This is a genomic window from Sphaerisporangium sp. NPDC049003, from assembly GCF_043197795.1.
Taxonomy (GTDB): domain Bacteria; phylum Actinomycetota; class Actinomycetes; order Streptosporangiales; family Streptosporangiaceae; genus Sphaerisporangium.
In genome coordinates, this window is sequence record NZ_JBICTU010000008.1 from 107,733 (window position 1) to 121,585 (window position 13,853).

Consider the following 13,853-nt stretch of genomic DNA (forward strand, 5'->3'; position numbering starts at 1 on the left):
CGGCGGGCACCCCGCGGCGCGCTGACCGCTCCCGTCAGGGGCCGGTGACGATGGGCGCGCCGGTGAGCTCCACCCCGGCGGACCGCAGCTCGGCCAGGGCCGTCTCCGTGGTCGCCGGCGCGACGCCCGCCGTCAGATCGAGCAGCACGCGCACCGCGAAGCCGTTCCCTGCGGCGTCGAGCGCGGTGGCCCGTACGCAGTGGTCGGTGGCGATGCCCACCACGTCGACGCGCTCGACGCCCCGGGAGGTCAGCCACTCGGCCAGGCCGGTGCCGTCGCCGCTCTGGCCCTCGAAGCCGCTGTAGGCCGCGCTGTGCCTGCCCTTGCTGAAGATCTCCTCGACGGCGGAGGTGTCCAGCGCCGGGTGGAAGTCGGCCCCGGCCGTCCCCACCACGCAGTGGGCGGGCCAGGTGCGCACGTAGTCCGGCCGGTCGGCGAAGTGCGCCCCGGGGTCGACGTGGTAGTCACGGGTGGCCACCACGTGGTCGTAGCCTCCGGCGGCGGCGTGCGGGCCGATGGCCGCCGCCACGCGCGCTCCGCCGCCCACGGGCAGGCTGCCGCCCTCGCAGAAGTCGTTCTGCACGTCCACGATGACAAGGGCTGTGCTCATGAATGCTCCTGAGGCGCGACGGGGGGAAGCTCCACCGTCGCCGAGAATATCCGGCATATCACCCGAAGGCCGGGGTGTGCGCCCACGCGGGAGCACACGAGACGCCCTACGAGAAGACCGTCGGGATCACCGCGTCACCTTGCAAGAGCTGATGCGCGAGAGCGGGCAGCTCGGCCACGGACGTACGGTGCCGTTCCCTGGCGGTGGCAAGGGGCTCGCGCCCGACGATCTCGCCGCCCCGCACGAGCTCGCGCAGGAGCGGCCTCGCGCCCCCGGGGACGGGCGCTCCGGGTGAGGTGGTGACCAGCTCGGCGACCGCTGTGCCGCCCTCCAGGGCCCGGAAGGCGTACTTCCTGCCCCCCTTGCTCGGTTTGCCTACCGACTTCTTCGCCACCGGGCTGAGCGCGCCCTCGGAGTCCTCGCGGGCGACGAGCTTGTAGACCATGGCGGCCGTGGGCGCGCCCGACCCCGTGACCACCGAGGTGCCCACGCCGTATCCGTCGACCGGGGCCGCGGCGAGGGCCGCGATGGCGTACTCGTCGAGGTCGCCGGTGACCACGATGCGCGTCTTCGTGGCGCCGAGCGAGTCGAGCATCTGGCGCACCTCGTGGGCGGCCACGGCCAGGTCGCCCGAGTCGATGCGCACGGCCCCGAGCTCCGGCCCGGCGAGCTCTACCGCCGTCCGTACGGCCTTGGCGACGTCGTAGGTGTCGACGAGCAGGGTGGTGCCGGGGCCGAGGGAGTCGATCTGGGCCTGGAAGGCGTCGAACTCGGAGCTGTGCAGCAGGGTGAAGGCGTGCGCGCTGGTGCCGGCCGTCGGCACGCCGTACACTCTCCCGGCCATGAGGTTGGAGGTGGAGGAGAACCCCGCGAGGTACGCCGCCCGCGCCGCCGCGACCGCCGCCAGCTCGTGCGTGCGGCGGGAGCCCATCTCGATGATCGGGCGCGTGCCCGCCGCGTGGACCATGCGGGACGCCGCCGTGGCGATCGCCGAGTCATGGTTGAGTATGGAGAGGATCACGGTCTCCAGCAGGACGGCCTCGGCGAACGTGCCCTCCACCACCATGATCGGGGAGCCGGGGAAGTAGACCTCGCCCTCGGGGTAGCCGCACACGTCGCCGGAGAAGCGGTAGTTCGCGAGGAAGTCGAGGGTCTGGTCGTTCACCACCCGGTTCTCGCGGAGGTAGGAGATCTCGGGCTCGCCGAAACGGAATCCGGCGAGGGCCTCCAGTACCCGCCCGGTGCCCGCCACCACGCCGTACCGCCGGCCGAGGGGCAGGTGACGTGCGAAGACCTCGAAGACCGCGCGCCGGCCCGCGGCTCCGCCGGCCAATGCCGCCTGCAGCATCGTCAGCTCATAGTGATCGGTGAGCAACGCGCTGCTCATGGCAATCTTCACAAGTCGAAGACTACGACCGGGGTAGGGCAGGATGGGAACGTGGGTAGTACCGCTCCAGCCGAGGTCGAGCGTCCGTCGACGGACGTCCGTCCCGAGCTTCCGTGGCTGACCATCGTCTGGAACGACCCGGTCAATCTGATGTCATACGTCACCTATGTGCTGCAGACCGTCTTCGGCTACCCGAAGCCCAAGGCCGAGAAGCTGATGCTCGACGTGCACCACAAGGGCAAGGCCGTCGTGGCCAGCGGCACGCGTGAGGAGATGGAACGCGACGTGCAGATCCTTCACTCCTACGGGCTCTGGGCCACCGTCCAGCGGGACTCCGCGTGAGCACCGGCTTCAGCTCGGCGGGGAGCGGCGCGGTCACCATCCTGCTCGACGCGGGCGAGGCCTCGATCCTGCGCTCGCTCGTCGCGCAGGTCCTCGGCCTCGTCGAGCCCGGCGCCACCGGCGACGATCCGCTTGAGAGGGCGCTCGGCATCGGGTCCGCCGAGGAGCCGTCCGACCCGGTGCTCGCCCGGCTGTTCCCCTCCGCGTACGCCGACGACGAGAAGGCCTCGGCGGAGTTCAGGCGTTACACCGAGGCCACGCTGCGCGAGGGCAAGCGCGCCGACGCCGAGACCCTGCTGGAGACCGCCGAGCAGGGCAAGGTCGAGCTCACGGCCGAGCAGGCGCAGTCCTGGCTGCGGGCGCTCAACGACGTGCGGCTCGCGCTGGGCGTGCGCCTGGAGGTCACCGAGGAGGTCCACCAGGAGCTCTCCGAGATGGCCGAGGACGACCCGCGCTACCCCGCGTACGTCACCTACGACTGGCTCACCTACCTCCAGGACACACTGGTCCGGGCCCTTTGGTAACTTCCAGGCATGCTGACGATCTCACGGGAACTGGTCGACAAGATCATCACCCACGCCTGGGCCGATCACCCGGATGAGGCCTGCGGGGTGATCGCCGGGCCGGCCGGCTCCGACCGTCCCGAGCGCTTCATCCCCATGGAGAACGCCGAGCGATCTCCGACGTTCTACCGCTTCGACTCCATGGAGCAGTTCCGGGTGTGGCGCGAGATGGACGACCGCGACGAGGCGCCCGTGGTCGTCTACCACTCCCACACCTCGACCGAGGCGTATCCCTCGCGCACCGACGTGAGCTACGCCTCGGAGCCCAACGCCCACTACGTGCTGGTGTCGACGGCCGACCCCGACGACGTGCAGTTCCGTTCCTTCCGCGTGCTGGACGGCGTCGTGACCGAGGAGAAGGTCGAGATCGTCCCGGCATGACCCCTCCCCGCGCGACCATCTGCACGGACATCGGAAGCTGTAGAGTTGGGAACATGCTGACGATTGACCCGGAGTCGGGGAGCGCCCGGGTGCGCCCCGGGCATTCGTCGCCCGTGCAGAACCATCTTTTCGCGCATACTCCCTTCGCCGTCGTCTACGACTGTTCCTGATCACAGGAATCCCCGCCCGACCAGCCTTGTTCGCACTCGTTGGGTGCACCGTGACGACAACTGACCTAGGAGATTGACCCGCGATGGCCATCGAGGTTCGCATTCCGACCATCCTCCGCACCTACACCGACGGAGCGAAGTCGGTCGACGCCGCAGGCGCGACGCTGTCCGACCTCATCGGTGACCTGGAGTCCCGCCACCCGGGCCTGCGGGCCCGCATCGTCGACGACTCCGGCCTGCGCCGGTTCGTCAACGTCTACCTCAACGACGAGGACGTCCGCTTTCTCGGCGGCCTGGACACCCCCGTCGCCGACGGCGACACCGTGACCGTGCTGCCCGCCGTGGCCGGGGGCAGTCGCTAGTCATGCGCTTCGACTCGCTGATCGACTCGGTCGGGCGCACTCCGCTGGTCGGGCTGCCGCGTCTGTCCCCTTCTGAGGACGTGCGCGTCTGGGCCAAGCTGGAGGACCGCAACCCGACCGGGTCTGTCAAGGACCGCCCGGCGCTGTGGATGATCGAGCAGGCTGAGAAGGACGGCCTTCTCAGCCCCGGCTGCACGATCCTCGAACCGACGTCGGGCAACACCGGCATCTCGCTCGCGATGTCGGCCCGGCTCAAGGGCTACAACCTGATCTGCGTCATGCCCGAGAACACCTCCGAGGAGCGCCGCCAGCTGCTGCGCATGTACGGGGCGGAGATCATCTCCTCGCCGGCGGCGGGTGGTTCCAACGAGGCCGTACGGGTGGCCAAGAACCTGGCCGCCGAGAACCCCTCCTGGGTGATGCTCTACCAGTACGGCAACCCGGCGAACTGGCGCTCGCACTACGAGTCGACCGGGCCCGAGATCCTCGAAGACCTGCCGTCGATCACCCACTTCGTCGCCGGGCTCGGCACCACGGGCACGCTGATGGGCGTCGGGCGCTACCTGCGCGAGCGGGTGCCCGGCATCCAGATCGTGGCCGCCGAGCCCCGGTACGGCGAGCTCGTGTACGGCCTGCGCAACGTCGACGAGGGCTTCATCCCCGAGATCTACGACGCCGGCGTGCTGACCACGCGGTTCTCTGTGACCTCGGCCGACGCTCTGAGGCGTACGCGCGAGCTGCTCGGCACCGAGGGCATCTTCGCCGGAATCTCCACGGGCTGTGCTCTGCACGCGGCCCTCGGCATGGCGGCCAAGGCGGCCAAGACGGGGGAGCGGGCCGACATCGCGTTCATCGTGGCCGACGGCGGGTGGAAGTACCTCTCCACCGGCGCCTACGAGGGCACGATCGACGAGGCGGAAGACCGTCTCGAAGGCCAGCTCTGGGCCTGATCCCCGTACGGGACGACGAACGGCCGTCTCCTTTGGGAGGCGGCCGTTCAGACTGAGCTTCGGTTGATTCAGTTGAACAGCACTCGCAGGCTGAAAGAAGTGGTGTCGCCGGACTGCCTGCCGCTGAGGCCCACGGCCCGCAGCGCCTGGAGGTTGGCCCGATCGTCGCCGTGGAAGCCGTCCAGGTAGTACTTCTCGATCTTGTCGAGGTCGACGAAGAGCGCGGCGGTCGCCGCGTCCGCGTCCGGAATCGCGATTTTGAACGTCTCGCTGTCGCCCAGCGTCCCCTGCTCGTTCAGCTTGCCCGCGTAGTCCTGCGAGCTCGCGAGGACCAGCTTCCCGTCCCCCGCCGCCTTGGCGATCCGCGGAGCCCCGGCCCCCGAGTCGGTGAGGAAGCGCTCGATCTTGGAGACGACCTCCTGCGCCTTGGCGGGGTCGGTGGTGAGCACGGCGCCGACGTTGGGCACCGCGCCGTCGAGGCCCTGCGCGTCCACCGCCACCGTGAGGTTCTTGCCGAGAAGTGTCACGAGGTCGGCCGGTAGGGCGATGCCGTACATCTGCTGGGCCTGGGTGACGAAGTCGGTGAAGGCCTGGCTCCCCGCGGGGCCCTCGGCCGCCTTCATGATCTGCGGCCACTGCTTGGCGAGCGTGTCGCCGAGGCCCGAGACCGACAGGGCTCCGGAGGTCGAGGCGGGCAGGGTGCTCAGGCGGATCCCCCCGGGGTCGGTCGGCCCCTGCACGGCCGATCCGCGGGAGATCCCGGTCAGTTCCGCGTAGCCGCTGTCGAACCGCAGGGCCCCGGCGAGGCGCACGTTCTTGATCATGTCGAGCGTGGCGGTGTCGGTGGGCATGGCGGCTCCCGCCGCCTTGGCGATCTCGCCCACGTTGCCCCAGAACGAGAGCACACCGGGCTCGCCGACGGCCTTCAGGTCGGCGGCGAAGTCGGCGTTCTGCGACAGCGGCGCCGCCGTGACGTAGGAGTCGGCCGCCGCCTGGGTCTCCGCGAGGATCGCGTAGTCCTCCCTGAACGCCAGGCCCTTCAGCTCGCCGCCCGCGTTGAGCTTGGCCAGCCCGGTGCGGGCCCCGGCCTCGTCGGTGACCTGGACGGCCACGGCCACCTGGGGCGTCCGCTTTCCTGACTGCGGGGCAAGGAGCCCGAAGCCGAGGCGGGAGCCGATCCAGGGCTCGACGTCGCGGGCGTAGTCGACCTTGGCCAGGTCCTCGCTGTTCTTGCCGAGCAGGTCGAAGAGCGCCTTGCGCGGGTCGTCGCCGGTGAAGCTGTCGCGGGTGGCGGAGAACTTCCTGGCGAGGGTGAACAGCGCCACCTTCTGGTTGGCCGCCGGGTCCAGGTCCACCCGTACGTACGCCAGGGTGCCGGAGGGGAGCACGTCCTCGGGCTGCGTGCCGCCACCGCTGAGCAGGGTGACGGCGTACACGCCGCCACCGCCGACCACGACGACCAGGACGGCCGCGATGATCGCGAACAGCCATCCCCTTCCCGTCTTCCTGGCGGACGGCACGGGCGGGCCGAGTTCCTCCTGCCGCCAGGGAGGCGGGCCTGAGGGCTGGGCGTAGGGCTGCGTGTAGGGGCCGGGGCCCTGGTCGGGCACCGGGTGCCGGTACGACACGGTCCGGTCGGGGTCCTGGTTGAAGGGGTACGGGGGGAGCGGTTGACCTGACATGTTCCACTCTCGGGGCAATTAGGAGGGATTCACGGAGAACCTAAGCCGCCCCGGTAGAGAGACGCTTGCAGCGCGCTTTACACCGGACCCCCTCGGCCGGCGGCCTTCGTGAACCGCTCCCGCCGAGCGCCCGCCCGAGGGCATCGGTAAGGTATTGGGCCAGAACAACATTCCGGTGCGGGTGGCGAAGCGAGGCAAGAAGTACAGATGACGAAGTTCGACGAGGCCACGCAGGCGATCAGGGTCGACGAGACCACGTACGACGTGTGCCTCGATCCCGGGTACTCGATCGGGGGGCCGCTCAACGGCGGCTACCTCATGGCCGTGCTGCTGCGCGCCGTCGTGGACGCCTCACCGCACGACCACCCGGTGTCCACCGCCGCCCAGTTCCTGCGGGCGCCGGCGCCGGGGCCCGCGCGCGTACGGCTGGAGCAGCTCAAGGCAGGCAAGACGGCCGCGATGACCCGGGCGACCCTGATCCAGGACGGAACCGCCTACATCGACACGCTCGTGACCACGGCCACGCTCGGCGGCGGCGCCGCGAGCGTGTGGGCCGAGCCTCCCGCGGCCGCCATGCCTCCCATCGAGGACTGCGTCGCGCTGCCGGAGCCGAAGCCCGAGTCCAACATGACCCTCAACGCCCAGATGGAGATGCGGTTCGACCCGCCGACCATCGGCTGGCTCACCGGCGAGCCGTCCGGGCGGCCGGAGTCGCGCGCGTACTTCCGCATGTCGGAGCCCCAGGATCCCGATCCCTTCATCCTGGCCCTCGCCGTGGACGCGCTGCCGCCCGTCGTCTTCTCGGCGGGCTGCCGGGGCTGGGCCCCGACGGTCGAGCTGACCTGGCACCTCCGGGCCCTGCCCGCGCCCGGCTGGCTGACCCTCATCGGCCAGGGCCGCCTGATCAGGGACGGCTGGTTCGACGAGGACGTCGAGGTCTGGGACTCCGAGGGAAACCTGGTCGCCCAGTCGCGCCAGCTCGCCCGCCTCGGCCGGGGCTGACCGGCCGGCGGGGGAGCGGCGCCCTCAGGCGATCATGAGGGATTACTCCGATGTGAGGATTCTTACCGTGAGCGATTAGTGACGGTCCCCTAACCTTGGGAATCATGTCGGACATCGGGAGCGTCGCCCACGCGCCGTGGGTCAGCGTCATCGAAGCAACAGACGACCAGAGTGCTCAGGAGGACCCCGCCATAGGGGTCTTCGACAGCGGCGTGGGAGGCCTCACGGTCGCACGGGCGATCATCGACCAGCTCCCGAACGAATCGATCCTGTACGTCGCCGACACCGCGCGGCAGCCGTACGGGCCGAAGCGCATCGCCGAGGTGCGCGCCTACGCCCTCCAGGTGATGGACCACCTCGTCGAGCACGACGTGAAGATGCTCGTGATCGCCTGCAACAGCGCGAGCGCCGCGGTCCTGAGGGACGCCAGGGAGCGCTATGACGTCCCGGTGGTGGAGGTCATCCAGCCGGCGACGCGCAGGGCCGTACGGGCCACCAGGAACGGCAGGGTGGGGGTGATCGCCACGCGGGCGACGATCGAGTCCATGGCCTACCAGGACTCCTTCGCGGCGGCGCCGGACGTGCGGCTCACGGGCGTGGCGGCGCCGCGGCTGGTGGAGTTCGTGGAGCGGGGCGAGACCATGAGCGACGAGCTCATCGAGGTCGCGAGGGAGTACCTCCAGCCGGTGATCGACGACGGCTGCGACACGCTGATCCTCGGCTGCACGCACTACCCGCTGCTCACCGGCGCCATCTCCTACGTCATGGGGAACGGCGTCACGCTGGTGTCCAGCGCGGACGAGACGGCCAAGGACGTCTTCCGCGTCCTGCATGACCGCGGGCTGGCGGGCCAGGGCTCGGCGCCCCGCCACAGATTTCGCGCGACCGGAGACGGCACGCTGTTCGCCGACCTCGGACGGCGGTTCCTCGGACCCGAGATCGGTACCGTCGAGCGCGCGCTGGTTGGGGACGTTTCGGGTGAAGAGGCGTTGACCGCGCCGAGTTAGGAGGCCGCCGTGAAGTTGACGATCGTCGGGTGTTCCGGGAGCTTTCCCGGTCCGGACAGTCCCGCCTCGTGTTACCTGCTGGAGGCGGAGGGGTTCCACCTGCTTCTGGATTTCGGCAACGGCTCCCTCGGGGTCCTCCAGCGGCACATCGGCCTGTACGACGTGGACGCCATCTGCCTGTCGCACCTGCACGCCGACCACTGTCTCGACCTGTGCGCCTACCACGTGGTGCGCACCTACTCGCCCGACCGCACGCTGCCCCGCGTGCCGGTCCACGCGCCCGAGGACGCCCCGCGCCGCCTGGCCGCCGCCTACGGCATGGACGAGGAGCCCGGCCTCGAGACCGCGTTCGACTTCGTGCCGCTGGCGCCGGGCACCTTCTCGGTGGGCCCGTTCGAGGTGACGGCCGCGCCGATGAACCACCCCGTGGAGACGTACGGCTTCCGCGTCTCGCACGGCGGGCGCTCGGTGGCGTACTCCGCCGACACCGGGGAGTCCGCCGAACTGGTCAAGCTCGCCGCGGGCGCGGACATCCTGCTGTGCGAGGCGTCCTTCCTCGACCGGCCGGACATCCCCGTGGGCCTCCACCTGACCGGCAGGCAGGCCGCCGAGCACGCCGCCCGGGCGGGCGTCGGCACGCTCGTGCTCACCCATCTGGTGCCGTGGTACGACCCTTCCGAGATCTTCGTAGACGCCTGCCGTGGCGGCTTCGAGGGCCGCGTGGAACTGGCGCGGAGCGGGGCCGTGTATGACCTAAGGTGAGGCTCATGGCACGTGACGATGGACGTAGTCCCGATCAGCTTCGGCCGGTGACGATCACCCGCGACTGGCTCGCCCATGCCGAGGGCTCGGTCCTCGTGGAGTTCGGGGGCACCAAGGTGCTGTGCGCCGCCTCCGTGCAGGACAGCGTGCCTCGCTGGCGCAGGGGGAGCGGGCTCGGCTGGATCACCGCCGAGTACGCCATGCTGCCCCGCGCCACCAACACCCGCACCGACCGCGAGTCGGTGCGCGGCAAGATCGGCGGGCGCACGCACGAGATCTCCCGCCTGATCGGGCGCTCCCTGCGGGCCTGCGTCGACTACAAGGCCCTCGGTGAGAACTCCGTCTTGCTCGACTGCGACGTGCTGCAGGCCGACGGCGGCACCCGCACGGCCGCCATCACCGGGGCCTATGTCGCCCTGGCCGACGCCGTGGCCTGGATGCGCAAGCGCAAGATGTGCCCCGGCGACCCGCTGGTCAACTCCGTGGCCGCCGTCTCGGTGGGCATCGTCGGTTCCACTCCGCTGCTCGACCTCTGCTACCGCGAGGACGTCGCCGCCGAGACCGACATGAACGTCGTCATGACCGGCTCCGGCGAGTTCGTCGAGGTCCAGGGCACCGCCGAGGGTGTCCCGTTCGACCGTGCGACCCTCGACGCCCTGCTCGACCTCGCCGGCGCGGGCTGCGCCGAGCTGACCCTGCGCCAGCGCGAGGCCCTGTCGTGAGCGCGGTGCCGAGGGTCGTGCTGGCGACCCGCAACACGGGCAAGATCGTCGAGCTCCGGCGCATCCTGGCCGAGGCGGACGAGAAGACCGAGCTGGTCGGGCTCGAGGAGTTCCCCGAGATCGGCGAGGTCGCCGAGACCGGCCTCACCTTCGCCGAGAACGCCCTGCTCAAGGCGCACGCGGTCGCCTCGGCGAGCGGGCTGCCCGCGATCGCCGACGACTCCGGGCTCTGCGTCGACGCTCTGAACGGTATGCCCGGCGTCTTCTCGGCCCGCTGGTCGGGGTCCCACGGCGACGACGCCGCCAACCTCAGGCTCCTGCTCGCCCAGGTGTCCGACGTTCCCGATGGCCGCAGGGGCGCCCACTTCGCGTGCGCTGCGGCGATCGCCCTGCCCTCGGGGCACGAGCGCGTCGTCGAGGGCACGCTCGCCGGGGCGGTGATCCGCACGCCGCGCGGCACCAACGGGTTCGGGTACGACCCCGCCTTCGTCCCCGAGGGCGAGAGCCGCACGACCGCCGAGATGCCGCCCGGAGACAAGGACGCCATCAGCCACCGGGGCCGCGCCTTCCGCGCCCTGGTGCCCGTCATGCGTGAGCTGCTCGGCTCCTGAGCCGCGATGGCGCATGTGGGGCCGGTCTGCCGTAACCAGGGCGTAAGAACCGTGCTGGGGGTTTGGGCGTAGCGTTCCGTGTGTGAACACGAACCAGACGCGCCCGCGCGGCGACGCATGGGCGGCGACGCTCATCGGCGTGGTGGCGGGCGCGGTCGCCCTCGGGGTCGGCCAGCTCGTCGCGGGCCTGTTCAACCCGAAGGCGTCCCCCGTGATCGCGGTCGGCGACGCGGCGGTCGACCGTACGCCCGCCGCGCTCAAAGAGTGGGCCATCCGCACTTTCGGCGCCAACGACAAGCTGGTGCTGATCTCGGGCATCGTCGTCGTGCTGGTCCTCATCGCCGCGGGGCTCGGGCTGCTGGCCCGCAGGCGTACCGGGTTCGGCACGGCCGGCATGATGCTCTTCGGCGTCGTCGGCATGGCGGCCGCGTTCAGCAGGCCGGACTCCGGCCCCCTCGACGTCCTCCCGTCCATCGTCGGCGCGGGAGCCGGCGCGTGGGCGCTGAGCATCCTGGTGCGCCGCACCTGGCCGGCCGTGGAGCCCGGGTACGAGGACCTGCGCCGCTACCGGTCCGAGGAGGCCGCTCCCGAGCCGCCGGACGGCCCACGCGAGGGCCTCGCGCCCCCTGAGGGCCCTGTGCCGTCTGAGGGCCCTGTGCCGTCTGAGGGCCCTGTGCCGTCTGAGGCCGCTGCTTCCGAGGGTGTGCTCGGAGGGAGGGTGGAGAGGCCGGTCGTCATGCGCTCGGGCGCGCACCCGTACGAGTTCGACCGGCGCGGGCTGCTGACCGGGGTCGCCGCGGGCGTGGTCGTCGCCGGGGCCGCAGGGCTGGCCGGCAGGGGCCTCGCCGGCCGGCTGAACGTCGACGCCGAACGGGCGCGGATCGCGCTGCCCAGGCCCGCGACGCCCGCCAAGCCCCTGCCGGCCGGCGTCGACCTCCGCCTGAAGGACCTGTCTCCGTTCACCACCCCGAATCTCGACTTCTACCGGGTCGACACGGCGCTGGTCGTGCCCCAGGTGGATCCCAAGACCTGGACGCTGAAGATCCACGGCATGGTCGACAGGCCCATCGAGCTGACCTACGCCGAGCTGGTCAAGCGGCCCCTCATGGAGGCCGACGTCACGCTGACCTGCGTGTCGAACGACGTCGGGGGACCGTACGTCGGCAACGCCCGCTGGCTCGGCACGCGCCTGGCCGACGTGCTCCGCGAGGCCGGCATCCGGTCCGGGGCCGACATGCTGCTGTCCACCTCCTCCGACGGATGGACCTGCGGCACCCCCGTGGACGTCACGATGGACGGCCGGGACGCGCTCCTCGCCATCGCGATGAACGGCGAGGTCCTGCCCGTCTCCCACGGCTTCCCCGTGCGCCAGGTGATCCCCGGCCTGTACGGCTACGTGTCGGCGACCAAGTGGGTCACCGACATCAAGGTCACCCGCTACGACCAGGACGAGGCGTACTGGACGCCGCGTGGATGGGCGCCCAAGGGGCCCATCAAGACCGAGTCGCGGATCGACCTTCCCCGGGGCGGTTCCACCATCCCCGCCGGCCGTACGGCCATCGCGGGCGTGGCGTGGGCGCAGCACCGGGGCATCGACGCGGTCGAGGTGCGTGTCGACAAGGGCTCGTGGCGGCAGGCGCGCCTGGCCGAGGTGCCGGGTCCCGACACCTGGCGTCAGTGGGTGGTCGACGACTGGCAGGCCACTCCCGGGAAGCACACCATCGAGGTGCGGGCGACGGACGCGACGGGACAGACCCAGACCGCCGACTACGCCCCTCCCGCACCGGACGGCGCCTCCGGCTGGCACTCCATCCTCGTCGTGGTGAAGTAGCCACCCCCGCCGGGCATTCGGCGTGTGGTCCCAGGTGAATCCGGGAATCGGCAGCCCGCCCGGTCGCGACAGCCCTACGATCGGCCACTGACCGGGGGTCGGTGCGGGGATTTGGGGGAGCACATTGTCCGGAGCCATTTACGGCGGTTCACCGCCGCGGGGGGCGTCTCGGCAGGGGGCGCCGGGGGCGGGCTACAACCCCGTCGTCACGTCCGACGGTGTCCGCTGGCGCGACTACGAACTGGCGGCCGAGTCCTCCGCCGAAGAGTGGCGGCCGGTCCTGCGGCCGCTCACCGTCAACGACCGTCCGGTCTCCGCGTGGCACGACGGCCCCGCCCCCGTACGGCACGACGTTCCGGTGCCCGTACGGCACGATGCCCCCGCGCCCGTACGGCACGATGTCCCGGTGCCCGCTCGGTGCGACGGTCCGCCGGAACGCCGGGAGAGCTCGGCGCCGAGACGGCGAGACGGGCTTCTGCCGCGCTGGCCCGAGGGGCTGCTGTCCGCGAGGCGCGACGGGCCCTCCCGGCGCCACGACGGGCTCCTGCCCAGGTGGCCGCTTCCGGCGGCCGACTGGTTCGACGCCCCCGGACGGCCGCCCCGGCTCGACGCCTCACGGCCGTACGGCACACCGGGCGGCCTGGCCTGGCCCGACCCGCAGGTCCAGCGCGACCTGTGCCAGGTCGTGCCCGACGGGGCCCGATTCCCCGACCCGCGCGGCACCTGGGTGCGCCTGGTCAACGGGGAAGGCCCCTCGGAGGATCCCTTCCGGGCGACCAACTCCCTCGACTGCGCGCTCGCGGTCGTCTCCACCTGGCACGGGGAGCCGGTCGTGGCCGCGCCCCGGCAGCCCGGGTACGACCGGGTGGGCCGGCCCTCGCTGAGCGGGGAGGCCGGCGGGGTCGCCCGTGCGGAGCGCTGGCTGGGGCACCGTTTCGAGCACGTCGGGCAGGGGCGCCGTGCGTACACCACGGTCGCGCGGCGCCTGGGGGGCGGAGGGCATGGCGCGGCGGCCGTGCTGGTCACCCGCTGGCCGTCCGGAGGCAGCCACGCGTGGAACGCCGTCAACGCGGCGGGCGAGGTGGTGTGGATCGACGCCCAGCGCGGGCACACCTCCGTGGACCCGCCCCCCGGACCCGTCACCGGCGTCTTCTGCGTCGTGATCGACCGGCGGGGGCGGCGCCTGTGAGCGGGCTGGGGCTCTCGGCGGAGCAGGCCAGGCTGCTGGCCGAGGAGTACTTCAACGGCCCGCTGCCCGCCGAGGAGGCGACGGAGGTCGGCCTCTACGTGTTCGAGGAGGGATACGTCGCCTGGGCGAAGACGCCCGAGCCCGAGGATCCCGGCACGCTGCCCGCCACCGTCGGGGGCGGGTGCGTGGTCATCGACAGGTTCACCGGCGAGCTCTCGATCCGTCCCCTGCTGAACCCCGAGACGGTCGCCGACCAGTGGCCGGGGCGCCGGCCCCGGTAGA

The 13,853-nt window shown here is 71.5% G+C and carries 16 protein-coding genes; 13 read left to right on the forward strand and 3 right to left on the reverse strand.

Going from position 1 to position 13,853, the window contains the following annotated elements; translation table 11 throughout:
• Positions 1-34: 34 nt before the first annotated feature.
• Positions 35-610: a nicotinamidase gene (locus tag ACGFIV_RS10975; protein WP_358551520.1), complete on the reverse strand. Its 576-nt coding sequence runs from the start codon at positions 608-610 to the stop codon at positions 35-37.
• A gap of 106 nt (positions 611-716) precedes the next feature.
• Positions 717-1,997 carry a nicotinate phosphoribosyltransferase gene (locus ACGFIV_RS10980; RefSeq protein ID WP_392833969.1) on the reverse strand — a complete coding sequence of 427 codons (1,281 nt, stop codon included), beginning with the start codon at positions 1,995-1,997 and terminating at the stop codon, positions 717-719.
• A gap of 51 nt (positions 1,998-2,048) precedes the next feature.
• Here ACGFIV_RS10980 and clpS point away from each other — a divergent pair, with 51 nt between their 5' ends.
• From clpS to ACGFIV_RS11005, 5 genes are all read left to right on the forward strand, one after another.
• The gene (gene clpS / locus ACGFIV_RS10985) at positions 2,049-2,339 is read left to right on the forward strand and encodes an ATP-dependent Clp protease adapter ClpS (protein ID WP_358551516.1); all 291 of its coding nucleotides are present in this window, start codon (positions 2,049-2,051) and stop codon (positions 2,337-2,339) included.
• Entirely contained in the window at positions 2,336-2,863 is a 528-nt protein-coding gene (locus ACGFIV_RS10990; RefSeq protein WP_358551514.1) for a DUF2017 domain-containing protein, read from the forward strand. Before clpS ends, ACGFIV_RS10990 begins: the two co-directional genes overlap by 4 nt.
• Before the next feature lie 9 nt (positions 2,864-2,872).
• Entirely contained in the window at positions 2,873-3,283 is a 411-nt protein-coding gene (locus tag ACGFIV_RS10995; RefSeq protein ID WP_392833974.1) for a Mov34/MPN/PAD-1 family protein, read from the forward strand.
• A 253-nt stretch (positions 3,284-3,536) separates the two neighbouring features.
• Entirely contained in the window at positions 3,537-3,815 is a 279-nt protein-coding gene (locus tag ACGFIV_RS11000) for a MoaD/ThiS family protein (RefSeq protein WP_358551510.1), read from the forward strand.
• 2 nt (positions 3,816-3,817) lie between these two features.
• The gene (locus tag ACGFIV_RS11005; RefSeq protein WP_358551508.1) at positions 3,818-4,765 is read left to right on the forward strand and encodes a cysteine synthase; all 948 of its coding nucleotides are present in this window, start codon (positions 3,818-3,820) and stop codon (positions 4,763-4,765) included.
• Positions 4,766-4,833: 68 nt separating this feature from the next.
• On the opposite strand, the gene ACGFIV_RS11010 is transcribed toward ACGFIV_RS11005, so the two are convergent.
• Positions 4,834-6,447: a DUF3352 domain-containing protein gene (locus ACGFIV_RS11010; RefSeq protein ID WP_392833978.1), complete on the reverse strand. Its 1,614-nt coding sequence runs from the start codon at positions 6,445-6,447 to the stop codon at positions 4,834-4,836.
• Between the two features lie 207 nt (positions 6,448-6,654).
• Here ACGFIV_RS11010 and ACGFIV_RS11015 point away from each other — a divergent pair, with 207 nt between their 5' ends.
• The 8 genes from ACGFIV_RS11015 (at position 6,655) to ACGFIV_RS11050 (ending at position 13,852) form a co-directional block, all read left to right on the forward strand.
• The gene (locus ACGFIV_RS11015) at positions 6,655-7,449 is read left to right on the forward strand and encodes a thioesterase family protein (protein WP_358551503.1); all 795 of its coding nucleotides are present in this window, start codon (positions 6,655-6,657) and stop codon (positions 7,447-7,449) included.
• 104 nt (positions 7,450-7,553) lie between these two features.
• Positions 7,554-8,456: a glutamate racemase gene (gene murI, locus ACGFIV_RS11020; protein ID WP_358551501.1), complete on the forward strand. Its 903-nt coding sequence runs from the start codon at positions 7,554-7,556 to the stop codon at positions 8,454-8,456.
• Between the two features lie 9 nt (positions 8,457-8,465).
• Complete coding sequence (locus ACGFIV_RS11025; protein ID WP_358551499.1) at positions 8,466-9,218, forward strand: MBL fold metallo-hydrolase; 753 nt, start codon at positions 8,466-8,468, stop codon at positions 9,216-9,218.
• A gap of 5 nt (positions 9,219-9,223) precedes the next feature.
• The gene (gene rph / locus ACGFIV_RS11030) at positions 9,224-9,940 is read left to right on the forward strand and encodes a ribonuclease PH (protein WP_358551497.1); all 717 of its coding nucleotides are present in this window, start codon (positions 9,224-9,226) and stop codon (positions 9,938-9,940) included.
• Entirely contained in the window at positions 9,937-10,551 is a 615-nt protein-coding gene (rdgB, locus tag ACGFIV_RS11035; RefSeq protein ID WP_358551495.1) for an RdgB/HAM1 family non-canonical purine NTP pyrophosphatase, read from the forward strand. The genes rph and rdgB overlap by 4 nt, the downstream gene beginning before the upstream one ends.
• An 82-nt stretch (positions 10,552-10,633) precedes the next feature.
• Entirely contained in the window at positions 10,634-12,382 is a 1,749-nt protein-coding gene (locus tag ACGFIV_RS11040) for a molybdopterin-dependent oxidoreductase (RefSeq protein ID WP_392833984.1), read from the forward strand.
• Positions 12,383-12,506: 124 nt separating this feature from the next.
• A complete protein-coding gene (locus tag ACGFIV_RS11045; protein WP_358557250.1) occupies positions 12,507-13,571 on the forward strand; it encodes a toxin glutamine deamidase domain-containing protein in 1,065 nt (354 codons plus the stop codon).
• Complete coding sequence (locus ACGFIV_RS11050; RefSeq protein WP_358557253.1) at positions 13,568-13,852, forward strand: hypothetical protein; 285 nt, start codon at positions 13,568-13,570, stop codon at positions 13,850-13,852. Before ACGFIV_RS11045 ends, ACGFIV_RS11050 begins: the two co-directional genes overlap by 4 nt.
• Position 13,853: the final 1 nt, after the last annotated feature.

Excerpts from the sequence above, each read along its gene's own strand:
- murI (WP_358551501.1), top strand. The coding sequence starts at position 7,554 with ATGTCGGACATCGGGAGCGTCGCCCACGCGCCGTGGGTCAGCGTCATC.
- ACGFIV_RS11000 (WP_358551510.1), top strand. The coding sequence starts at position 3,537 with ATGGCCATCGAGGTTCGCATTCCGACCATCCTCCGCACCTACACCGAC.
- ACGFIV_RS10995 (WP_392833974.1), top strand. The coding sequence starts at position 2,873 with ATGCTGACGATCTCACGGGAACTGGTCGACAAGATCATCACCCACGCC.
- ACGFIV_RS10980 (WP_392833969.1), bottom strand. The coding sequence starts at position 1,997 with ATGAGCAGCGCGTTGCTCACCGATCACTATGAGCTGACGATGCTGCAG.
- rph (WP_358551497.1), top strand. The coding sequence starts at position 9,224 with ATGGCACGTGACGATGGACGTAGTCCCGATCAGCTTCGGCCGGTGACG.
- ACGFIV_RS11010 (WP_392833978.1), bottom strand. The coding sequence starts at position 6,447 with ATGTCAGGTCAACCGCTCCCCCCGTACCCCTTCAACCAGGACCCCGAC.
- ACGFIV_RS10975 (WP_358551520.1), bottom strand. The coding sequence starts at position 610 with ATGAGCACAGCCCTTGTCATCGTGGACGTGCAGAACGACTTCTGCGAG.
- ACGFIV_RS11005 (WP_358551508.1), top strand. The coding sequence starts at position 3,818 with ATGCGCTTCGACTCGCTGATCGACTCGGTCGGGCGCACTCCGCTGGTC.
- ACGFIV_RS11015 (WP_358551503.1), top strand. The coding sequence starts at position 6,655 with ATGACGAAGTTCGACGAGGCCACGCAGGCGATCAGGGTCGACGAGACC.